Consider the following 21133-nt stretch of genomic DNA (forward strand, 5'->3'; position numbering starts at 1 on the left):
GTCCCCGCGTGCCGAAACTGTCCGTCGTCGTTCCGTTCCACAATGTCGCGTCCTTCGCCGACGCGGCGCTGAGCAGCCTGGCCCGCAACGCGGGCCCGGATGTGGAGTTCCTGCTGGTCGACGACTGCTCCACGGACGACACGCCGTCCGTCATCGACCGGTGGGCGGACAGACTTCCGCAGGCCGAGGTCATCCGGCACGGCACGAACGTGGGCATCGCGGCAGCCCGCAACAGCGGCATCGACGCGGCGCGCGGCGACTTCGTCACCTTTCTCGACGGCGACGACTGGTACGCGCCCGGCCATCTGGCCCGGCTGCTGCACGCCGCGCAGGAACTGGACTGCGACTTCGTCCGCACCGACCACGTGCAGTCCACCGGCACCAGCCGCGTGGTGCGCCGCGCGCCCGCCCGGCTCCGCGACACCGTGCTCGACCCGCGGGAGGGCATCGCAGCTCCCGGACGGGAGACGATGGTCGACTACCCGTTCGTATGGGCGGGGATCTACCACCGGCGGCTCTTCGAGGACGGCGCACTGCGGTTCGCCACCGAACTGCGCACCGCCGAGGACCGGCTGTTCATCTGGCGGCTGCACCTGCATGCCCGCACCTACGCGGCCCTGGGCCTGTACGGCATCTTCTACCGGCGCGGAGTCACCACGTCCCTCACGCAGATCAAGGACTCCCGGCAGCTCGACTTCTTCCCCGCGTACGACACGCTGGTCGAGGAGATCGGCCAGGACCGGGACGCGGAACTCCTTCTGCCCAAGGCGGTCCGCACGTACTGCGCGATGATCGCGTTCCACAACGAGAAGGCGGACGTGTACGACCCGGCCACCGCCCGGCGGCTGCGCCACGAGTCGGCCGCCGCACTGCGCCGCCTGCCGCAGCCGGTGCTCGAGAAGACCCTGACGATGATGGACAACAAGCGCAGCACCCTGCTCAACCGCCTGCGTGACAAGCAGAAGGCCACCTGACCCATGCCCACACGCACCCAGATCTTCCAGGTCTCCACCCTGTACGGGGCGGCCACGCTCGCGGCGGCCCTGGACGCCGGCCAGTTCGGACCCGGCCAGGACAGCCACCGCATCCTGCTCGTCTCCAACAACGCGGAGATCCCCGAAACCGCCCTCCGGCTGGAGGAGATGCGGGGCTACGGAGACATCGCGGCCCGCTTCGACTCCGTCGTCGACTGGAACGAGGCGATCAGTCCCCACCACCCGAGCGGCTGGGGACCCCGCTCGGAGGAGACCGAACTGTGGCAGCGCGCCTTCCGCCTCGCCTGGGGGATCGAGCCCGAGACCCCTGTCGACCTGGCCGTCGAATCGATCCAGGTCAACCCGGCGCGCGCGCTGGCGGCGATCTTCGCCGAGAGTGCCCTGCACGTCTACGCGGACGGGCTGATGAGCTACGGCCCCACCCGCAACAAGGTGCCGGTGTCGATCGCCTGCCGCATCCAGCGCGTGCTCCACCTGGACCTGGTGCCCGGGCTGAAGCCGCTGCTGCTGGCAGAGGCCGGGGTCGAGCCGGAACTCGTACCGAACGACGCCTTCCGCAAGGTCCTCGGCGAGATCGCCCGCGCAGCCGACGGCGACCGAAGGCTCGAGGCGGTCGAGGTCGAGGCGCCCACCGCTGTACTCCTCGGGCAGTACCTCGCCGCCCTGAACATCCTCACGCCCGGGGAGGAGGAGGACCTGCACATCCGGATGCTGCGCGGTGCGGCACGCGCGGGCCACACCTCCATCCTCTTCAAGCCGCACCCCACCGCACCGGCCCGCTACTCCCGGGCCCTGGACGACGCGGCCGCCGCGGCGGGGGTGCGCCTGACCACGCTGGACAGCCCGCTGCTCGCCGAGACGCTCTACGAACGGTGCGCCCCCACGCTCGTCGTCGGCTGCTTCTCCACCGCGATGTTCACGGCCGCCGCGTACTACGGCATCCCCGTCGCCCGGGTGGGCACCCGTCTCGTCCTGGACCGCATCTCCCCGTACGAGAACAGCAACCGCATCCCGCTGACCATCGTCGACCACCTCGTACCCGACCTCGACGAGCAGGGGAGCGCGCCTGTCCCGGAGCTGCCCTCCATCGCCCCGGACACCCTCGCACCGCTGGTCAGGACGGTCGGCTACTGCATGCAGTCCGGCCTCCACCCCGCACTGCGCGCCGAGGCGGAGTCCTGGCTCCGCGGCGGGCCGGACGCCACCACCCAGCACTACTTCAAGCGCCGCCGTCTGCAGAAGCTCCTCCTGCCCGGCGGCGGACCGCGCGGAGCCGCGGTCCGGCTGCGCCGCACCGTACGGCGCACGCGCAGCACCCTCGGACTCTGACCCGGCCCCGGGCGCTGCCCCGGCCGGCCACCGATCACAGAACGGCGGAATCGAGCATGGGCCAGACCTTCACGGGGCTGCTCAAGGCCGTACGGACCAGGACCGCCCCGGGCAGCCCCGGGCAGTCGGTGCCTGCCGCCCCGGCCGTGCTGCGCCTGTGCGGCGACCACCTCGCGGCTCTCGCGGCGTCCGGCCCCATGAGCGATGCCAGGAAGACCCGTCTGGTCGCCTCCATCGGCACGCTCACCGCGGCCTGTTCCCCCGGAGCGGACGGCCTCCTCGACGCACTGCTGCGGACCGGGCAGCACGCCCTGGAGGCCGGGGGCGACGCGCAGGCCCGGTTCGCCCTGGGTATCGCGCTCGAGGCGACCGGGATGCGGGACAGGTCCAAGGGGGCATGGCGGCTGCGCGGACGCGCACTGGACGCCCTCGGCCGGAGCGAGGAGGCCGTACAGGCCTACGAGCGTCACCTGACGCTGCAGCAGGAACCGTCGTCGTCAGTGGACATCGCACGGCGGATCGCGACCCTTCGGGACCTGGGCCGCTGCCTGGACGTTGCCGTCGGGCTCCTGCCCGACGGAGAGGACGCCGACCGGCTGCGGGCCCTGCGCGACGCGCCGGCCGCGGAGGCAGGGGCAGGCTTCGCCGACGTCGTACGGCAGCGGACCGCCGGACGGGGCATGGCCGACCCGGCCGTCCGGGAGCTCGCCGGATCGTACGCCGCCTACCGCCGGCTACTGGACCGGGACAGGATGGCCGACCCGCTGCTCGGTGACACCGAGCCGATCGGGGCCCCGGCCCTGCGCCGTCTCGTCGAGGGCCGCTCCGTCTGCGTGGTGGCCGGTGCGCCCCGGGTCCTGGAGGAGGAACGGACCGCAGGCAGCCCGCTCGGGAAGCTGATCGACGGGTACGACCTGGTGGTGCGCTGCGACACCCTGCCCACGGGCGGGCACTCCGCGGTCGTGCGCGCCGACCTGCACGCCCTCACGCTGCGCGGCGACGCGCCGTGGACCGGACCCGGCTGGGACCGGCCGGCCGGCACCCGCCTGGTCTTCGGCGACCGGCTCGCCGACTGGCGCCGGGCGCTGCGCGCACGGCTCGTCCCCGATGCCCAGGACCACATCGGCGACGCCTCGTTGCGCAGGCCGCTGGGCGATCCGGCGCTGATCGGGGAGGACGGCCGGTGGGCCGGCGCCACCACCGCCTTCACCGTGCTGCGGCTCCTGGACTTCCTCGACGCCGACCGCCTGGACCTCATCGGGTTCGGCCTGCCGGGACAGCTGCTGCCGCAGGAGCACGCGTGGGTCACGGCCCGTGCGACCCACGAGGACGAGACCGAGATGAGGACCGTGCTGCGATGACCGCTCCCGCCGACCGTGCCGCCGGTGACGCCGACGACAGACGCGCCGTCACCGGAAAGCGGAGGATCGCCTTCGCCGCCTACACCGACGAGGACCGGATGCCCGGCCTCCTGGTGCTGCTGCGCAGCCTCGTGCTGACCAACCCGGCCGTCTGCGAGGACTTCCTCGTCCTGCACCCCGGGCTGCCCGACGCCGCCTTCGACGCCGCGCGCCGACTGCACCCCCGGATAGTTCCGCGCGAGGCCGCCGGCCGCCTCGACGTCTTCCGGGTGGACGACTACGACACCGTCGTCGCCCTCGGCACCGGCATGGTCGTGCTCGGCCCGCTCCTGCCCCTGCTGGAGTTGCGCACCGGGGTGGGCGCCGTTCCGCAGCCGGGCCCCGACGGCCGGCGGACCGTACGGGACGACGGCCTGCTGGTGATCCAGCGCCAGGACGCCGACGGCACGTTTCTCACCGGCGAGAAGCGGGGCGGCGACGAGCGGAGCGGTGACGAGCGGGGTGGTGACGAGCGGGTGCACCGTGCGCTCGGACGGGAGCCCGGGCTGCTCACGCCCGTCGATTCCCGGTACGACTTCCTGGTCGGCCGGCTCTACGACGACACGCCCGTGCCCGACAGCACCGCCGTACTGCGCTTCACGGACACCGACCGTGCCGGATACGCCCCGGCGTACGAGGCCCGCGCCCGCTACGAGCTGGACGACGAGGCGTTCCGCGCCGCGTACTGTGCCCTGCCCGGCCCCAAGCATCCCGAGCTGCTCCTGCACTGCGCCCTTCCGTTCCCGGCCGAGGGCACCGCTCCGGTGGACCTGGTCCGCCAGGTCGCCGAGGTCCACCGGCAGCAGGGCCGCTACGAGGAGGCCGTCATGCTGCTGACCGCCGCCGTGGACGACCGGCCCGACCTGCCGCGCTGCCACGAGACGCTGGGCATCTGCCTGCTGGCCCTGTCCAGGTACGAGGAGGCCGAGGCTCACCTCCTGCTGGCCACCGTGTCACCGGACTTCGCGGCCCGTGCCTACGGGCAGCTCGCCCGGCTGGCCTGGCTGCTCGGCCGGACGCGGGACGCGCACGGCTACGCGCGTGACGGCCTGGACGCCGACCCCACCGACGCCAACTGCCGGGCCTGGTACGTGCGTACCCGGGACGAGCCGAACGCGCCGACGCCCCGGGCGGCGGTCCCTGCCGCCCCTGCCGCCCCGGCCGCCCCGGCCGAACAGCTCGCGCACGTCGCGCTGTTCGCCGACGGCCAGGAGAACGCGGGCGACAAGGTGCTGCCCGAGGCCGTCCGCATGTGCTTCGACGCCGACACCGGAACGGGCCGCTGGCACCAGCAGTCCGTGCACCGCCTGGTGGACGAGTCCGTCCTGGAGGAGCTCAACGCCCGTCGCGGGGTGATCGTCGGCGGCGGCGGGCTCTTCCTGCCCGACACCGCGCCCAACAGCAACAGCGGCTGGCAGTGGAACATCGCGGACGACGTCCTGGGCCGGATCACCGCGCCGCTGGCCGTTTTCGCGGTCGGCTACAACGTCTTCGACGGCCAGCGCTACCGCCGCGAGAGATTCGCGGAGAGTCTGCGCGTCCTGGTCGAGCGGTCGGTCTTCTTCGGACTGCGCAACCAGGGCTCCGTCGCCCGGGTCAGGGAACTCCTGCCGGACGACCTGCGTGACCGGGTCCGTTACCAGCCCTGCCCCACCACCGTCGCCCGCCACCTCGACCCCGAGTGGACCGATCCGGGGAACCGCGACGACACGGTACTGGTCAACTGCGCCTACGACCGGGCCAATCTGCGCTTCGGGCACGACTACGGGCACTTCCTCGCCGAGATGGACGCTGCCGTACGTGCGATAGGCGAACGTGCCGAAGTCCGTTACGCGGCCCACATGCCGGCGGACGAGAAGTTCGTCCACGACCTGCGCCGCGAGCACGGGACCTCCCTGCCGGTGGAGCCGCTGTACCTGCGCTCCAATGAACAGATCCGCGACCTCTACCGGCGTACCCGCCTGGTGATCGGGATGCGGGGGCACGCGGGCATGATCCCGTTCGGCTGCGGCACACCCGTCATCAGCCTGGTCTCTCACCCCAAACTCGCCTACTTCCTCACCGACATCGAGCGGCCCGAGTGGGGCGTGTCCGTCCACGACCGTGCCCTGGGCGCGCGCCTCGCCGAGCGGGCGACGGTGGTGCTGGAGGATCACCCGGCCGCCGTGGCCGACGTGCACGGCAGGCAGGAGAACCTCTGGTCGGTCACCCGGGCCAACCTCACCGGACTGCGCGAGGTCTTCGGCCTGCCGCTGCCCGCCCCGCGCATCCCGGGCCCGCGGAGCGCCGAGGGAGCACACGGCCTTCACCTGCCCGACACCCGGACGAAGTGACTGTTCACCTGCCCGGAGTTCACCCCGGCCGAGTGCGTTCATAGCCTTCGATGACCATGCCATCCTCTGTTTCTCCGGCCGGAACGCCGGCCACCGCACCGTCTCCGGAGCCCACCCCAAAGACGGCACTGCAGCCCCGCCCGATCCGCGAGCACCGGTACGATATCGATCTGATCCGGCTGCTCTGTTCCGTCGGTGTGATCCTGTGCCATACGGGCTCGGCCTTCGTGGCCACGGCGGGCCGCACGCCCTTCGAAGGGCCCGCGACCTACTGGGCGGGCCTGGTGGCGGACTCTGCGGGCCGCTTCGCCGTGCCGCTGTTCTTCGCGATCGCCGGCTGGGTGGTGCTGGTAGGAGCCCCGGTCAGGGACGGCCGCCGGCTGTGGAAGCGCATCGTACGGATCGTGGTGCCGCTCGCCGTATGGACAGCGCTTTATCTGGTCTGGGGCCGGCTGCGCTCCACCAATGACGACCCGATCGGCGACCTGGCACTCGACTCGCTGTTCGCCTCGGTCCGCCCGGCCTACCACCTCTGGTACCTGTACGCCTACATCCCCGTGATCATGCTGCTGGCCTTCGCCGCGATGGTGAAGGCGGGCAAACGCCCCTGGGGGCTCGGCGCGGCCCTCCTCGTACTGGCCGCCGCACCGTCCCTGTTCGGCGACGTGTCCTCCGTCACGGGCCTGGACATGCCCCGCTTCGGGTGGAGCTTCGGCCTGTACCAGGTGGTCTACGCCGTACTCGGGGCGCTGCTCCTGGCGGCACCCGCCGGTACGTTCGGCCGACGACAGCTGTGGTGGCTGCTCCTGGCGGGGGCCGCCCTGGCCGCCGTCGTCACGTACCAGCACGAGGTGCACTACGCGATCCCGTACGCGAGCGTCCTGGTCGCCCTGTTCAGCGGCGGTGTGCTGCTCGCCCTGCACCGGGTGCGCGTCCCCGAGCGGCTGCGGCCCGGCCTGACCCGGCTGTCCAACGCCTCGTTCGGCGCCTACATGATCCACGTCCTGGTCCTGGGAGTCCTCACCGAAGCACTGATCACGGTGGACCTCACCTGGGTGGCGGCCTCGGCCCTCATGGCCGGCGTGACGGCCGGCACCACCATCCTCTCCTTCGCAGCGGCCCTGCTGTGGACGCGCCTCGGCCTGACCCGGCTGCTGGGCTGAGAGCCGGTGGTCACCGGCCGCGGACGCGGCGGGCGAGGCGGCGCAGGGTGGGATTGCGGCGGAGGAAGGCGAGGCGTGAGGGCACCACGCCCGGGAGCGCGAGCGAGGCCAGCCGGCGGCGCTTGAAGTAGCGCCAGGTGTGCCCGTCCAGGTGCTCGGAGAGGTAGTGCTCGGCGGCCGGGCGGAGGTCCGGGCGCACCCTGGGCTGCATGGCGAAGCCGACCGCGTGCAGCAGGCCATCGAGTTTCCGGGCCACGGCCGCTCCCGTGGGCGGCGACTGACCGGTGACGGCGGCGGTGTCCGTGAGCTCGGGGAGCAGCGCGTCGGTGATCGTTGCCGGCACCCTGGCCGTGTTCTCGTACGGGGTCAGCCGCTCGAGGAGGGTGCCGGTGCCGGTCCTCGCCACGGGCAGCTCGTACAGGGTGGCAGCCGTGAGCAGTCCGGTCGCCGAACAGCCGACGACGAGCGTGGGCCGTATCCGCCGGTAGAGGACTTCCGGAAGTACGGGGGCGCCGGGCGATCCGGTGTCGAGCACCGTCAGTTCGGCTCCGTGGCGGGAGGCCTCATCGGCCAGCGCCGCCGACCACGGGACCGGCGCATGGGGGTGAGGTGCGAAGAGAAGCCGGGTGTGGCCGAGGGCGGCGGTGCCGCGCACCATCCGCAGGTACAGCTCCTTCGTCTCGGCCGGGGAGAGGAGTCCGGACTCGGACAGACGCTCGCCCAGGAGCAGCGCCGGGCCCTGCGGGAACGGGAATTCCCCAGTGGCGTCGGCCAGTTCGGCGAACACCTTCAGCAGGGCGGCGGTGGGCAGGGGGAGGGGCTCCACGTCGAACTCGGCCAGCAGCAGCGGCCGCAGGCCGGGGAGCAGATCCGGGTGGAGCAGGCGCTGGACCCGGGTGCCGATCAGCGGCGGGATCTTGCTCCCGGTCGGGCCGTAGCCGGCCAGATCGTCCACGTACACGGTGATGGGTCCGCCGCCGAGGATCCGGGCGAGGGCAAGGGCGGGGGCGGCGTGCGGTGACGCGAACGCAAGCTCGACCTCGTCGTCCCCGAGGTGCCAGGCCCGCCGCAGATGGCGTTCCCACAGGGGCACGTCGTCGGCGCGGGGGGTCCACTCGCCCGGGTGCTGGGGGGAGATGGCGTCGTTCCAGGAGAGCACCTCGTCGAAACGGGTGCGCAGCAGGCCGAACCCGGGCATCGAGTCGGCGGGGGGCGCCGCCTCCGGGATCGCCGAGGTGTCGCAGAGCAGCAGGATGCGGCGGTCGGCGTCGTCGAAGCAGTTCGCGTCGAGTGCGGCGGCGAGCGTCGCCGTGCCGTGCGGAGTCGAGGCGACGAAGATCTGAGTGGTCACGCGGCGGCCGCCTTCTTCGCGGCGACCGGCCGGCGACGCAGTCTGCGCAGCAGGGTCGCCCGTTGTACGTCCATGGCGTCGAGGGTGTTGTCGAGGAGCGGTTGGGGCATGGATCCGAGGGCTGCCGCACCGAGCGATTCCATCTTTCGGGCCACGGACGGTTCGAATTTCTCGATGGCGCCGACGTGGTGGGCGATGACGGCACAGTACGTACGCACCGCTTTCGGCAGCAGTGCGTCCGCGTCGTGGTCCGCCGCGGTCTCACCCACGACCTGGTTGTAGGCGCGGATGAAATCCAGCTGGCGCTCGTCACCGATCTGGGTGAGTGACGAGGCCACACCCCGGCGGTAGAAATGGCCCAGTGTTCCCAGGACCGCGAAGGAATTCGCTTCGCGGTGCAGTCGCCAGATCCACGGCCGGTCCTCGGCGGTGCGCAGCCCATCGGCGAAATGCAGCAGCCCCCGGTCCAGGAGGCTTCGGTGGTAGAGCCCGGCCCAGGCGTACGCGTAGTCGACCGAGGTGGTCCGGGAGGCCGGCAGGATCGCGTCCCGGGGGGAGCTCACCGCACCGCGCCGTCCGTGCGGGACACGGTGCACCGTGCGGGACCTGCCGGTGACCTGGACGTGGTCCGTACGGACGAACTCGCAGCCCAGCGCCTCCGTCTGCGCGAGCAGCCGGGCGTAGTGGCCCGGGGCGAGCCAGTCGTCGCCGTCCAGGAAGGCGATGTACTGCCCGCGGGCCGCGTCCAGACCGGTGTTGCGGGCGGTCGCCAGACCTCGGTTGTCCTCGTGTCTGAGCAGGACCACCCCCTCGGTGTCGCGCTGGGCCCGGCGCAGGAGCTCCGCCGTACCGTCGGTCGAACAGTCGTCGACCAGGATGAACTCGAAGTCCTCGCGGGCGTTGGCGCGCAGGCTTCTGAGGGTATCGGGGGCGTATGTCTGCACGTTGTAGAACGGCACGATGACGGAGAGCTTAACCACCCGCATCACGCTAAGGGCGGCCCCGGCATTTCCCTTGTCCCCGACGAGGACTGAGGGTGAACGGCGTGTGTCGGATCAATGAAGCGGCGTAAATGTGCGGCTCTTTCGAGCGCCCTTGAGGTCGATTGGCCAATCGTCGGTGGGCTGTTAACCATTTGTTGCCCCCGCGTTGGGCCGCTCATAGAAATGCCTTCCTAGCTTTTAGGACGTGCCTCCACGTACCAGTAATTCGGCTGATCCGGCCGACACCGCAGCAGCCGCTTCCCCGGCGCTCAGGGTTGCCGTACTCGCCGACTCCGACACCCGGTGGAAGTGGGGCGCGCTCACCGCGCGCCGCCTCACCGGCGGGGCCACCGGGGCCGCCGAAGGCGAACGTCCTGTCGAGGTCAGTGGACTGCTGCTGCGCGGCCGGGCCACCCCGACCCCCCGGCAGCTCGCCGAGGTCGGAGAGGTCGGCGTGGACGCCGGCCGGGTGCGCGAGGTGACGGCCGTCGAATTCCTGCACGCCGTGCGGGACGAGGCGTACGACGTCGTCGTGCTGGCTCTCGTCGGCGGCGCGGTCCAGGCGATGCTGCACGGCCTGGCCGCCCTGGGCCTGCCCCGCAGGCCCGTGATCGTCACGGGGTACGTGGGCGTCGTCTACGAGAAGCTCGCCGACGGGCTCCTGCTGCGGCACGGCGCGGACATCGTCCTCGCCAACTCCCGTCACGACGCGGAGCGTTTCCGTGCGGTGTACGAGGGAGTCGGCGCCGACGCGTCGTCCGTCACGGAGGCCGCCCTGCCGTTCCTCGGCGGGGCGCCGCACCGCCCGGAAGAGGGCCGCGACACGGTCGTGTTCGCCGCCCAGCCCTCCGTGCCGGCCTCCCGCGCGGACCGTACGTACCTGTTGCGCAGGCTCGTCGAGCACGCACGGCTGCACCCGGGCCGCGAGGTGCTGCTGAAGCTGCGCTCCAAGCCGGGCGAGCACACGACCCACATCGAGGAACTCCCGTACCAGCGGCTCGCGGAGCGCCTCCCGGGCGGGCTGCCGCCCAACTTCCGGCTGGTGTACGGGCACATGGGAGAGGTACTGAACCGCACCGACCTGCTGGTCACGGTCTCCTCGACGGCGGCACTGGAGTCCCTGCACCGCCGTATCCCGACCGCGATCCTCTCCGACCTCGGAGTACGGGAAGCCCTCGGCAACCACCACTTCATCGGCTCCGGGCTGGTCACGTCCTGGGACCGGCTCGACGGCGGATACCGCCCGCGGCCCGACGAGGAATGGGTGTCCGGCCAGGGGGTCGCCGCCGACGGCTCGTACGACACGGCCTACGACACCGCGCGTGCCGAGGTCGCCGTCCTGCTCGAACGTGACTCCCTTCCCGACCTCGCGCCCTACTACACCCCTGCCACCGCCCCCGGTTACCTCCCCGGCATCCTCGCCCGCCACCACCTGGCCCCCGACGGGCGCCCGCTGCCGGGCGCCGCGACGCCCAAGGAGACCGGGCGGGTTCGAGGAGTGGTGCGCGAGACCGTACGCAACGCGGCGCGTGGCGCCTACCGCCACGGCGTCCAGCGGGTCGCCCCCGCGATCCGCCGGATGGGCGAGCTGTGACCGCCGAACCCGCCGCCATGTCCCTCGCTTCAGGAGCAGCCATGACCCCGCCACCGGCCCCGACCGTCCTCGCCGTGATCCCCGCCCGCGGCGGATCCAAGGGCGTGCCCGCCAAGAATCTCGCCCAGGTCGGCGGCGTTCCCCTGGTGGCCCGCGCGGTCCGCGCCTGCCTCGCCTCCCCCGAGGTCACGGACGTCGTCGTCACCACCGACGACCCGGCCATCGCGGACGCGGCGCGGGCCGCGGGCCGGGCGCTGGGCGAGTCCGGCCGGCTGCACTGCGTGCAACGCCCCGCCGCCATCGCCGGCGACACCGCGACCAGCGAGGCCGCGGTCCTGCACGCCCTGGACGCCTACGAGGCGATACGGCCCGGCCGGACCGCCGACGTGGTGCTCCTGGTGCAGTGCACCAGCCCCTTCATCACCCGCGAGGACATCGACGGCGTCGCCGCAGCGGTCGCCCGCGAAGGCGCCGACACGGCCGTCACCGTCGCCCCGTTCCACGGTTTCGTCTGGCGCGACGGCAGCTCGGTGGAGGACGACACGTACGGCGTGAACCACGACAAGGCCGTACGCCCCCGCCGCCAGGACCGTCCGCAGGACCTGCTGGAGACGGGCGCCGCCTACGCCATGGACGTCGAGGGCTTCCGTACCCACCGCCACCGCTTCTTCGGCCACACCGCGCTCGTACGGACCGACCCGGCGCGGGTGCTGGAGATCGACGACCCGCACGACCTGGCCCGCGCCCGCGCCCTCGCGCCGCTCCTGGACCCGTCGCCGCTGCCGACCCGCGAGGACGTCGACGCGGTCGTCCTCGACTTCGACGGAACGCAGACCGACGACCGCGTCCTCATCGACTCCGACGGACACGAGATCGTCGCCGTCCACCGCGGTGACGGCCTCGGTATCGCCGCCCTGCGCAAGGCCGGTGTACCGCTCCTGATCCTGTCCACGGAGCAGAACCCGGTCGTCGCCGCCCGCGCCCGCAAGCTCCAGGTCCCCGTCCTGCACGGCATCGACCGCAAGGACCTGGCGCTCAAGCAGTGGTGCGAGGAACAGGGCTTCGACCCCGGCCGCGTGCTCTACGTCGGCAACGACGTCAACGATCTGCCCTGCTTCGGCCTGGCGGGCTGGCCCGTCGCCGTGGCGAGCGCCCACGACTCGGTACGCGCCGCCGCGCGGGCCGTGACCACAACCCCCGGCGGCTTCGGCGCCATCCGCGAAATCGCGGCCTGGCTCCTGGGCCCCACCCTCACCACCAGTCCGACCCCTGCCAACACCACCCCCACCAAGTAAGGAAGCACCACCATGAGCAGCACCTCCCGCCTGCGCACGCTCGGCACCCGCACCGCCGGCCCCGGTCACCCCGTCTACATCACGGGTGAGATCGGCATCAACCACAACGGCGACCTCGACAACGCCCTCGCGCTGATCGACGTGGCCGCCGAAGCCGGCTGCGACGCCGTCAAGTTCCAGAAGCGCACCCCGGAGATCTGCACCCCGCGCGACCAGTGGGACATCGAGCGGGACACCCCCTGGGGCCGGATGACGTACATCGACTACCGCCACCGCGTCGAGTTCGGCGAGGCCGAGTACACCGCCATCGCCGAGCACTGCGCCAAGCGCGGCATCGACTGGTTCGCCTCCCCGTGGGACACCGAGGCCGTCGCCTTCCTGGAGAAGTTCGACGTCCCGGCGCACAAGGTCGCCTCCGCCTCCCTCACGGACGACGAGCTCCTGCGCTCGCTGCGTGCCACGGGCCGCACGGTCATCCTCTCCACCGGCATGTCGACCCCGCGCCAGATCCGCCACGCGGTCGAGGTCCTCGGCAGCGACAACATCCTTCTCTGCCACGCCACATCGACGTACCCGGCCAAGGCCGAGGAGCTCAACCTGCGCGTCATCAACACCCTGCAGGGCGAGTTCCCGAACGTCCCGATCGGCTACAGCGGGCACGAGACGGGCCTCCAGACGACCCTCGCCGCCGTCGCGCTCGGCGCCGCGTTCGTCGAGCGCCACATCACCCTCGACCGTGCCATGTGGGGCTCCGACCAGGCCGCCTCCGTCGAGCCGCAGGGTCTCACCCGCCTCGTCCGCGACATCCGCACCATCGAGGCTTCCCTCGGTGACGGCGTCAAGAAGGTGTACGAGTCGGAGCTCGGCCCGATGAAGAAGCTCCGCCGGGTCACGGGCGTCGTCGCCGAGACCGAGAACGCGCCGGCCGCCGAGCCGGTCGCGGCCTGACGGGCAGACCGGTGAACCTCGCCTTCGTCGAGAGCCCGGTCCAGCTCCTGAACGTCCTGGAGTGGACCCACACCCGGGGAGGCCACGCCGACACCACGGTCGTCGTCCTCCCCCCGGTCGACCCGATGTCGCGCGGCCAGCTGCGCAGGATGGCGGAGCTGGCCCGCGACGAGGGCATGGCGGTCCGCTGGCAGGAGGCGCGCGGGGAGACCGGCGCGCCTCTGAAGGCCCTGCGTGCCCTGACAGGGCTGATCCGCAGGGCGGACCGGATCGTCATCGGGGACCCGTTCTCCCGTTACGTACAACTCCTCCTCTCCCTGGTCCGCACCCGCCGGATCACGGTGGTCGACGACGGCACGGCCACCATGGAGTTCGTCGCCCAGCTGGCGCGCGGTGAACGCCTGGTGCGCTGGCACCGCCGGGGCAGCCGGGGCCCGCGCGAACTGCTCCTGGCCCCGGTCACCTCGGCGGCCCGCCGCAGCTTCACCCCGTCGGCGACCCGCACGGTCGAGGTGTTCACCGCGATGCCGGTTCAGGCACCCCAGGGCGTCGAGGTCACGTCCAACACCTTCGCCTGGACCCGCGACCGCTTCGGCCCGCCCCTGATAACCAAGGGCGCCGACCTGGTCGGCACGTCCCTGGTCGAGACGGGCGTGGTCGACCCGGTCCCGTACCAGGAGGCGGTCACCGCCCTGGCCCGCACGCACGGCGCGACCCGCTACTTCGCCCACCGCCGTGAATCCGCGGAGAAGCTCCACGCCCTGGAAGCCGCCACCGGCCTGGAGATCGTCCGCCCGGACCTCCCCCTGGAACTCATCGCCCGCAGAGGCCCGATCGGCCACACGGTCCTGAGCTTCCCGTCGACGGTGGTCCACACCCTCCCGCTGGCCCTGGCCGGCACAGGGGTGAAGGTCGCGGTGTGCGACATAGCCCCGGAATGGCTCCGGGACTCGGCCTCCCCCCGCGCCCATGGCTTCCTGAGCGGGGTCACGGAGACGGCCCGGGACGTGCAGCGGCTGGCGCCGTGGCGGGCTACGGCGGTGGCGGAGGGGTGAGATCCGAGGGCCGCAGGCTCCAGACCACATCGCGGGGGCCGGGCGGGTCGATCGCATCGGCCGTGCGTCCCTCCCGGCGGTCGAGGATCACGCGCCCGGACTGCACGTACCCCTCGCCGCTGCGGGAGCGTAGCCGGACGATGAGCTGCGTATGCCGCCACTTGGGGGGAACACCGGATTCCTCGAATATGCGTGAGAACTCCGGCTCGTCGACCGCAAGGATGTCGAGTGCCTCGTAGCGCGTGACGAGCTGCATGGCTCTGACCGCCTCGAAGTGCAGGTCGAGCTGGGTGGCGTTCTCGCCGTCCGGCAGGGAGCGGAGCAGCAGGTGCGAGTGGCCGACCCCGTAGCGCCAGACACGGAAGGTGCGCTCGGACCGGTACAGGACGGTGGGCGGAGCGTCGGACCAGGTCACGCGTGTGCCGCCTCTCGCTCGGGAAGGTGCGGATGAGGAAACGGCCGGTGACCTCCGAAGGTTCCGTCAACGGCGGCCGGTGGTGCGCTTGCCCGGATCGATGCGGACCCGCTGCGTGGCGGGCGCGGCCTCGAGGTCGTCGAGTTGCGCGACGATCGTGCTGCGCAGGTCGTCGTGGTCCTCGAATCGGTGGTCGTTGAACAGGGTGTAGCCCGTCCACATCAGGTTGGCGCACACCCGTGCCGGCACCCGGCCGGTGCGGGCACCCATGCCACTTCTCCGCCTTCACCGGCGAGGAGGAGTTCATCCTGTCGCCGGGTACACAGCTGAAGGTGACAGGCGTCAAGGCCGAGCGCGGCGGACTGTGCACCGTGCGGCTGACCGAGCTGGAGGAGCAGACGCTGGTGTCCTGAACCTGCCCGCACCGAGCGTGTCGCTGCCACTACGGCCGTACTGGCCCAGCTCCTGGCGTCCGGTCCGCATCGCGACCCGGCGCCGGCACAACCGTGCTGCACGCTCTCGGCCCGACGGGCGCGACGCTGCTCCGCGGCCACGGCCGGCGTCGCGCCGCGAGCAGCTCCGCCCCCGCCTCCTCACCGACCACGCCGCCCAGGTCCACACGCTGCGCACGACCCGGGCCCCGTCCCTCCGCGCCGCGGAGAAACGCTACGGCGCACGCCCCTCCCTTCCGGCCACTGACGTGACTTTTCCCTTCGGGCGGGGCGCCGACGGCTGATGGGGTGGGCCGGACCGCGCTGGTGGTCCGGCCAGGCAGACTGTGCGGGGTGAACAACTACCGCCCGGTGGACCGGGACCCTGCTCCCGCACACTACGGACGCCTGCGCGTGCAGACCGGCGATCTCGGCCCGGCCCGTTGGCTCACCGAGCGTGCCCCGGGGCACGGCGACTTCGGGACCGTGGCAGGCGTCGCAGCGCCCGGATTCGCCGCCTACGCCCGGGTTCTGCATCCGGCCTCCCTGAATGAGCGGCCGGTGCGGTGGGCGGAGGTGGCTGCTGCCTACGGGCGCGAGGTGGCGCCGGGCACGAACTGGCACGAGCTGATCGGGATGGACCGCGACTACTGCAACGCCGCCGAATACGGCGTGCCCGGTGTCTGGGACGAACATCCGGCGGAGGGACCGACGCCGCCTGCTGTCGCCCAGGCCCTGATCCCCGTCCTGGCCCGGCATACCCGTACGTCCGAACGCTGCTGGTTCGGTTTGTGGAACGGCTACGGGCGGTGGGACTTCGACCGGGTTCCTTCCTTCGACACCCCCGGCCGGGACGAGGTGCTGCTCGCCGGGGCGCTGGCCGAAGCCGCCTCGCCGGTGTCCCTGGACGAGTTCGCCGAACTGCCCGACCTGTGGTGGCCACAGGACCGTGCCTGGTGCCTGGGCGGTGACGTGGACTTGGTCAGCACGTACGTCGGCGGGCCCAGGGCACTCATCGCCGAACTGTTGGCCGCCCCGGAACTGGAGACGCATCCGGTGGCCCCGGGCGACGGGGTCGACTGAGGCCTGCCGCGGTCGGCCGGTGCCATCAGCACGAGGACAGCTCTTAGACGCGATCCAGCGGGCGGTGGGGGAGGGGCGGGAGTTCGACCGTGATGGAGTCGTAGGGGCGGACGGGCCCGCCATGGCGGACCACGGCCATGATGCCGGACTTGAACGTGAACTCGCCCGAGACCGGGTCCAGGGCGAAGACCTCGCCGAGCAGTCCCTTACGGAAGTCGTTGATCTTCGCGCACGGGTTGCGCAGCCCCGTCACCTCAAGCACCGCCTGCTCCCCGAGGTGGAGCAGAGCGCCGGTGGGGAGGCCGAGCAGGTCCACGCCGCCGGTGGTGATGTTCTCGCCGAGCCGGCCCGCGGAGACATCGAAGCCCTTGAGCGCAAGCTCGTCGAAGAGCTCCTCGTGCATCAGGTGGACCTGGCGCAGATTCGGCAGGTCCGGCTCGTAGGTCATGCGGAACTGGTGGCGGATTGTCTCACCTGCGTGAACGTCCCCTTCGACCCCAAGACCGGCAAGCAGCATGATGGACTGGCGATTGGGCTTGCTGAACGAGTACGCCGCGTTGCAGCTCACTGCGGTGACCTGGCCGGCCATCGTCCCCCCACCTGTTGTCGGTCTGTAGCCGGACCGATGGTAAGACGCGCACAGCCGGCCCCGTCAGGGGGCCGGCATCCAGCAGACCGAGCTCGCCGAGCAGACGCCGCGAGGGCGAGAAAGCGGGGCGCTGTCAGCCGATTACCTCCGCGTGCGGCCATGGTTCGCCGTCATCGTCGGCCCACCGGGCGGACCGCGATCGACTGACCAGCTCATCAAAGAGCCGCGCCCTACCGGTGCTTGTGCCTCCCGCGGATCAGATGCACGCCGACAGCGGCCAGCGCAGCTGCAATCAGTGCTGTCCCGATCGATCCGTCGGACTGTGCCGTTCCGAACCCGTGGACCAGCGTGAGGAAGGCAGCAAACAGCAGGCCCCCTCCGAGGAACCGCTCCCGTGCTCGGACCGTCATCGTTGCCCGCCCCTCGTTGTGTGAACTCATTGATCTAACCCTTCAGCTTATCTCTGAGGCCTCCGGAGCAGGGCGAGGTCGCCATCTCCTTCGTGCGCAGGGCGGCATAGGTGCCCAGGCCGAGTCCCTCGCCGGGGTCGCTGTCCCCGGCAAGCGCCGGCAGTTCGACGGGGAGGGCCACCCGCGCTTCGGCGCCCTTCGAACACGCCAGTTCCGCGCTGCTCCACGCCTTCACGGCACGCGCCGTGGGGTTGTCCGCGGTCACATCGCGGCCGTTCAACTGCTCCAGAAAGGCCGAGGACTCGGTCGCCGTCTCCTTCTGGAATCCTTCGCATCCAGCAGTGGTGCTCCAGAGCAGTGTCAGCCATGCCTTCACCGCGTCGCTGCCCTGCGCGTACTGTTCGACGGCTCGCTTCACAGCGTCCTTGAGCAGGGGCGTGTCGTGGTCGAGGACCACGCAGGACTGGTCCGTCCGCAGAAGGGCGAGCGTCGCCGATGTCGTCACCGTGATCCGGTCAAGGGGGTCCTTCGTCCGCTTCAGCGCAGCTTCTGCCTTGCTGCGGATGTCCTTCGACGGCAAGGGTTCGGCCGTGAGCGACGCCTGCAGGAAGAAGCGCACCTGCTCCCGGAGTGGCGCCGTCGGCGCCGGCTCCCGGACGTTGCCGAGGCCGGCAGCCGTTCCGGTCAGTTGAGCTTGAGCGACGGTCGCGAGATAGCCGTCGACAGCTGAGTTGTCGTCCGGCTGGTCCGAGATCCGGCCCCGTAGCAGGGCGGTGTCCGCCATCGCCCCAGCCGTTGCGTCCGCCACCGCGATCGGTGACCGGCCCGGCACGGCCGCGAGGGCCGTGGACGCTACCGCCAACTCGGTGAGGGAAGCCGAAGCCTTTCGGTAGTACGGGCCGCTGCCGGCCAGCGAATCCCGCAGCGCGTCCTGGGCCCGTCGGCTCACCGTCCCTATTTCTCCGGCGTCCTGCCGTGCGTCCGAGTGCGCTGCGCGCGACACCTGCAGAAGCAGAACGGCTTCCGGTACGGACCACGCGTCGTCGCTTTTCACCAGCCGCGAGATCTCGGCCCGGACGGCGTTGCCGGACTTCGGGCCCACGGTGCAGGCGAAACCGAGGCCTGCCAACGTGCGCGCAGCGACGTACTCCGACAGCACATCGTTGGTAACCGTGACCCGACAGGACCGGGGCTGCGCCTCCAGATGTCTCGCCACCAGGCCCCTGACCTGTGCGCCGGCCGTCTTCCACCGCGCGCTGCCGGGATCCGTGCGATGGATCTCGTCGGCCAGCCGCGCCGCTGCCTCCACGTCCGGAAGGCTCGGCCTGCCGAGGAGCAGAGTGCGGACAGCAGCGGACGCCGCAGGCTCCACGAGGGCGGGGTCCAGCTCACTCCCGAACGCCTGGATGCCGGTCCGCAGGTGCTGGATGTGCAGCGCCGCGTCGTCCTCAGGCGTGGCGAGTACGCGATCCGACCACCAGTCGGCACGCCGGACGAGGTCGGCGGCCCCCTCGGGCCGGCCGGTGTTGCGGAGCACGGCCACTGCCGCGGCCGCCCGATGCGGGTCCTCACCCGTCAGTGGAACAGTGCTCATGGCGGACGGACGGTCGGTGAAGGTCGCTGCCAGCCGTGCCGCCACTGCTTCAGGAGCCTGTACACGGGGTCCGATACGCAGGCCCGCGTCGGGTGGAGGCTGCGGGGGTGCCTGACAACTCCCGATGCCCATCAGCCCTGTGGTCAGCAGGGCGGCGAACATACGGCGCCGGGGGGCGGAGGCGAGCCTCCGCCCCCCGGTGGTCGAAGACGACATGCGTCAGACGGTCCCGCCTATGGGGCTGGTGCGCCGATAGGCATTCACGTCGTAGTGAGTGTTGCCGTACTTCATGCTGGCAGTGGCTGTGTGAGAGACCCAAATCCATCGGCCGTACGGATTCCCGCGTCCGATGACCCTCCCGTGATTGGCAACCACACTGGAGTTCTTGTCGCCTGCGTATACCCCGCCGCCACAGTCGTCCTCGCCGCCGATGCCGCCGGGCGACAACCCGCCGCCACCGACACTCACGCTGCCTATTCCGTACTTGTTGAAGCAGATACCGTCGCTGAGCTTGATGGTGTAGCTGGAAACCGGCCCCGCGGAATTCCTCTTCCAGGAGGCGGAGGCCTGGGACGAATCGAGTGTCCACGTCCTCTGCCCTGCGCCACGCCAGGTGTCCTTGAAGCCGACCTTCAGAGTGCCGATACTCACCCCGCGGGTGTTCGACTTGCTGTTCTCCACCGCAACAGCCGGCAGCACACTCGCCGTCAAGACTGCCGAGGCAACGGCCCCGAGTACGACGGCCCGCGCAGCGGTCCGTCCCTGATTCTTCCTCACGGAATGTTCCCCCATTTATTCTTCTGTCGCCCGGGCGCAGGCAAGCAAAGGCGCTTCGCCCGTAGCGGAAGATCGACAGAGCAGTCAGGAAGGAATGGAAGCCCCCTGACGGCACCTGCCGCTGACGGTGCAAACCCACCAACGTGCCCCTGGTCAGGGGGCAGTGGGCGACCTTGATCAAAGTATGGCTGTCATGATCCGTTCACTACAAGGCTCTTGAGGAACATCTGAGGTCGGTGTGCTCTCCGGCCCAAGACGGGTGTGGCTATCGAGGTATTGGATGTGGCTGAGTGCAAGCCCGCGGTGTGCAGGGCGGTATTCGGCGCAGCTTTGGGCTTTGTATGGCCGCTTTTCCGGACCGGTTGAAATCTGAACCAGGCGAGCCCTGGAGACGAGGGCGTCCTATTGAACCGGGAAAGGCAAGGCCGCATCCTCGGGCACGGCCCGGAGCTCGGGTTCCGGGACGCGAGGCCCGAAGCTCGGGGGTCGAGTGCCGGGACCGGGCGGTTCACTCTTCAGGGGGTACGTGGACGGGCGCGGGCCCGAGTCTTGAGCTTCGGGATCCGGGCGCCGGGATGCGAGCTCCGGGGTCCGAGCGCTGTCTGTCATCCGGTAGGTAAAAGAAGGGTTTGGGAAACCTCCCCACCCTCCCCGCCCCGTCACAGCCAGCAAGTATGACTAATCGTGACCAACTTGCGGCGGAGTGTCGCGACTGCTTACCGTTCCCACAACTGAACGACCCCGACGTGGTGTTGACAGCACCGTGCCGGGGTCTCACCCCAAGATCGAAAGACCGATCTCGTGGCTATCGAGCACACTAACTCCAGCCTGCGCGCACCCGCATCCTCGCGCCCGTACGCGAAGGCCAATCCTGGCTACGGCAAGCGCTCCGTACCGGATCAATACCCACCCCGTGCCGACGACTTCGTGCTGATGCCGGAGCGGGAGCGCCACATCGCCGGGTACGTGGACAAGCTCCCCGTCGGCGCCGCCATGGACATCAAGTCACTGGCCAAGAACCTGCCCTGTACGGACAGATGGCCGTCGGCAGTGCGCTGAGGGCCCCGGGCGTCGCCGGTCACCTGCGCCATGTCCGGTGCCTGGCCGCCCTCGGTGACGGGCAGGTCCGCTGGGTCACCCGGACGTACTGGTCGCGTACCACCCGTGACAACGAGTGGTGGAACATCCGCCTCCAGGCCGAGGGGAACCCGGAATCGCCCGCGCCCCTCGCGATTCCGGCCCCGGCCTCCTCCGAGCTCGGCCCGGTCCGGGCCCTGGTCCCGTCAGCGACCCCCGCGCCCCTCGCGATTCCGGCCCCGGCCTCCTCCGAGCTCGGCCCGGTCCGGGCCCTGGTCCCGTCAGCGACCCCCGCGCCCCTCGCGATTCCG

At 71.2% G+C, this 21133-nt stretch carries 19 protein-coding genes and 1 pseudogene; 13 read left to right on the top strand and 7 right to left on the bottom strand.

Annotated elements, in window-relative coordinates; all coding sequences use genetic code 11:
• The first annotated feature begins 8 nt into the window (after positions 1 to 8).
• The 5 genes from ACFWBQ_RS30500 to ACFWBQ_RS30520 are packed head-to-tail and all read left to right on the top strand — an operon-like array spanning position 9 to position 7220.
• Positions 9 to 974 (top strand): glycosyltransferase family 2 protein, encoded by a 966-nt coding sequence (locus ACFWBQ_RS30500; RefSeq protein WP_385503088.1) that lies wholly within the window; start codon positions 9 to 11, stop codon positions 972 to 974.
• 3 nt (positions 975 to 977) lie between these two features.
• Positions 978 to 2324, top strand: a complete 1347-nt coding sequence (locus ACFWBQ_RS30505; RefSeq protein ID WP_385503092.1) for a polysialyltransferase family glycosyltransferase — start codon at positions 978 to 980, stop codon at positions 2322 to 2324.
• Positions 2325 to 2380: 56 nt separating this feature from the next.
• Positions 2381 to 3685 (top strand): hypothetical protein, encoded by a 1305-nt coding sequence (locus ACFWBQ_RS30510; RefSeq protein WP_385503095.1) that lies wholly within the window; start codon positions 2381 to 2383, stop codon positions 3683 to 3685.
• Positions 3682 to 6057 (top strand): polysaccharide pyruvyl transferase family protein, encoded by a 2376-nt coding sequence (locus ACFWBQ_RS30515; RefSeq protein WP_385503099.1) that lies wholly within the window; start codon positions 3682 to 3684, stop codon positions 6055 to 6057. The genes ACFWBQ_RS30510 and ACFWBQ_RS30515 overlap by 4 nt, the downstream gene beginning before the upstream one ends.
• Positions 6058 to 6107: 50 nt before the next feature.
• Positions 6108 to 7220, top strand: coding sequence for an acyltransferase (locus ACFWBQ_RS30520; protein WP_385503101.1), 1113 nt, complete (start codon positions 6108 to 6110; stop codon positions 7218 to 7220).
• A 10-nt stretch (positions 7221 to 7230) separates the two neighbouring features.
• Here ACFWBQ_RS30520 and ACFWBQ_RS30525 read toward each other — a convergent pair whose 3' ends face one another.
• Positions 7231 to 8571: a polysialyltransferase family glycosyltransferase gene (locus tag ACFWBQ_RS30525; protein WP_385503104.1), complete on the bottom strand. Its 1341-nt coding sequence runs from the start codon at positions 8569 to 8571 to the stop codon at positions 7231 to 7233.
• Positions 8568 to 9551, bottom strand: coding sequence for a glycosyltransferase family 2 protein (locus ACFWBQ_RS30530; RefSeq protein ID WP_385503107.1), 984 nt, complete (start codon positions 9549 to 9551; stop codon positions 8568 to 8570). Before ACFWBQ_RS30530 ends, ACFWBQ_RS30525 begins: the two co-directional genes overlap by 4 nt.
• A gap of 208 nt (positions 9552 to 9759) precedes the next feature.
• On the opposite strand from ACFWBQ_RS30530, the gene ACFWBQ_RS30535 reads away from it, so the two are divergent.
• The 4 genes from ACFWBQ_RS30535 to ACFWBQ_RS30550 are packed head-to-tail and all read left to right on the top strand — an operon-like array spanning position 9760 to position 14446.
• Positions 9760 to 11148, top strand: a complete 1389-nt coding sequence (locus ACFWBQ_RS30535; RefSeq protein ID WP_385503111.1) for a DUF6716 putative glycosyltransferase — start codon at positions 9760 to 9762, stop codon at positions 11146 to 11148.
• Positions 11149 to 11189: 41 nt separating this feature from the next.
• On the top strand, positions 11190 to 12443 hold the full coding sequence (locus ACFWBQ_RS30540) for a cytidylyltransferase domain-containing protein (RefSeq protein WP_385503118.1): 1254 nt from the start codon (positions 11190 to 11192) through the stop codon (positions 12441 to 12443).
• 12 nt (positions 12444 to 12455) lie between these two features.
• Positions 12456 to 13391 carry an N-acetylneuraminate synthase family protein gene (locus tag ACFWBQ_RS30545; RefSeq protein WP_385503131.1) on the top strand — a complete coding sequence of 312 codons (936 nt, stop codon included), beginning with the start codon at positions 12456 to 12458 and terminating at the stop codon, positions 13389 to 13391.
• A gap of 11 nt (positions 13392 to 13402) precedes the next feature.
• A complete protein-coding gene (locus ACFWBQ_RS30550) occupies positions 13403 to 14446 on the top strand; it encodes a hypothetical protein (RefSeq protein ID WP_385503135.1) in 1044 nt (347 codons plus the stop codon).
• On the opposite strand, the gene ACFWBQ_RS30555 is transcribed toward ACFWBQ_RS30550, so the two are convergent.
• Both ACFWBQ_RS30555 and ACFWBQ_RS30560 read right to left on the bottom strand, forming a co-directional pair.
• Positions 14424 to 14861 carry a hypothetical protein gene (locus ACFWBQ_RS30555; RefSeq protein ID WP_385503138.1) on the bottom strand — a complete coding sequence of 146 codons (438 nt, stop codon included), beginning with the start codon at positions 14859 to 14861 and terminating at the stop codon, positions 14424 to 14426. The two genes, ACFWBQ_RS30550 and ACFWBQ_RS30555, sit on opposite strands and share 23 nt — an antisense overlap.
• Positions 14862 to 14927: 66 nt before the next feature.
• Complete coding sequence (locus tag ACFWBQ_RS30560; RefSeq protein WP_385503144.1) at positions 14928 to 15098, bottom strand: hypothetical protein; 171 nt, start codon at positions 15096 to 15098, stop codon at positions 14928 to 14930.
• 2 nt (positions 15099 to 15100) lie between these two features.
• On the opposite strand from ACFWBQ_RS30560, the gene ACFWBQ_RS30565 reads away from it, so the two are divergent.
• Together ACFWBQ_RS30565 and ACFWBQ_RS30570 are read left to right on the top strand one after the other, a co-directional pair.
• Positions 15101 to 15274, top strand: coding sequence for a hypothetical protein (locus ACFWBQ_RS30565; protein ID WP_385503150.1), 174 nt, complete (start codon positions 15101 to 15103; stop codon positions 15272 to 15274).
• 372 nt (positions 15275 to 15646) lie between these two features.
• Positions 15647 to 16375, top strand: a complete 729-nt coding sequence (locus ACFWBQ_RS30570) for a hypothetical protein (RefSeq protein WP_385503152.1) — start codon at positions 15647 to 15649, stop codon at positions 16373 to 16375.
• A gap of 43 nt (positions 16376 to 16418) precedes the next feature.
• Here ACFWBQ_RS30570 and ACFWBQ_RS30575 read toward each other — a convergent pair whose 3' ends face one another.
• The 3 genes from ACFWBQ_RS30575 to ACFWBQ_RS30585 form a co-directional block, all read right to left on the bottom strand.
• The gene (locus ACFWBQ_RS30575; RefSeq protein ID WP_385503157.1) at positions 16419 to 16964 is read right to left on the bottom strand and encodes an MOSC domain-containing protein; all 546 of its coding nucleotides are present in this window, start codon (positions 16962 to 16964) and stop codon (positions 16419 to 16421) included.
• 444 nt (positions 16965 to 17408) lie between these two features.
• Positions 17409 to 19184 carry a hypothetical protein gene (locus ACFWBQ_RS30580; RefSeq protein ID WP_385503163.1) on the bottom strand — a complete coding sequence of 592 codons (1776 nt, stop codon included), beginning with the start codon at positions 19182 to 19184 and terminating at the stop codon, positions 17409 to 17411.
• 3 nt (positions 19185 to 19187) lie between these two features.
• Positions 19188 to 19745 carry a hypothetical protein gene (locus tag ACFWBQ_RS30585; protein ID WP_385503171.1) on the bottom strand — a complete coding sequence of 186 codons (558 nt, stop codon included), beginning with the start codon at positions 19743 to 19745 and terminating at the stop codon, positions 19188 to 19190.
• An 801-nt stretch (positions 19746 to 20546) separates the two neighbouring features.
• On the opposite strand from ACFWBQ_RS30585, the gene ACFWBQ_RS30590 reads away from it, so the two are divergent.
• Together ACFWBQ_RS30590 and ACFWBQ_RS30595 are read left to right on the top strand one after the other, a co-directional pair.
• The gene (locus ACFWBQ_RS30590) at positions 20547 to 20804 is read left to right on the top strand and encodes a hypothetical protein (RefSeq protein WP_385503176.1); all 258 of its coding nucleotides are present in this window, start codon (positions 20547 to 20549) and stop codon (positions 20802 to 20804) included.
• Positions 20783 to 21133 (top strand): annotated as a pseudogene (locus tag ACFWBQ_RS30595) (MarR family transcriptional regulator); the annotation flags it as partial. The gene ACFWBQ_RS30590 and the pseudogene ACFWBQ_RS30595, both read left to right, overlap by 22 nt.

This window comes from Streptomyces sp. NPDC060035, from assembly GCF_042736635.1.
Classification (GTDB): domain Bacteria; phylum Actinomycetota; class Actinomycetes; order Streptomycetales; family Streptomycetaceae; genus Streptomyces.

Coding starts and splice junctions, on each gene's coding strand:
- ACFWBQ_RS30580 (WP_385503163.1), bottom strand. CDS start 19,184: ATGTCGTCTTCGACCACCGGGGGGCGGAGGCTCGCCTCCGCCCCCCGG.
- ACFWBQ_RS30545 (WP_385503131.1), top strand. CDS start 12,456: ATGAGCAGCACCTCCCGCCTGCGCACGCTCGGCACCCGCACCGCCGGC.
- ACFWBQ_RS30505 (WP_385503092.1), top strand. CDS start 978: ATGCCCACACGCACCCAGATCTTCCAGGTCTCCACCCTGTACGGGGCG.
- ACFWBQ_RS30515 (WP_385503099.1), top strand. CDS start 3,682: ATGACCGCTCCCGCCGACCGTGCCGCCGGTGACGCCGACGACAGACGC.
- ACFWBQ_RS30575 (WP_385503157.1), bottom strand. CDS start 16,964: ATGGCCGGCCAGGTCACCGCAGTGAGCTGCAACGCGGCGTACTCGTTC.
- ACFWBQ_RS30540 (WP_385503118.1), top strand. CDS start 11,190: ATGACCCCGCCACCGGCCCCGACCGTCCTCGCCGTGATCCCCGCCCGC.
- ACFWBQ_RS30510 (WP_385503095.1), top strand. CDS start 2,381: ATGGGCCAGACCTTCACGGGGCTGCTCAAGGCCGTACGGACCAGGACC.
- ACFWBQ_RS30520 (WP_385503101.1), top strand. CDS start 6,108: ATGACCATGCCATCCTCTGTTTCTCCGGCCGGAACGCCGGCCACCGCA.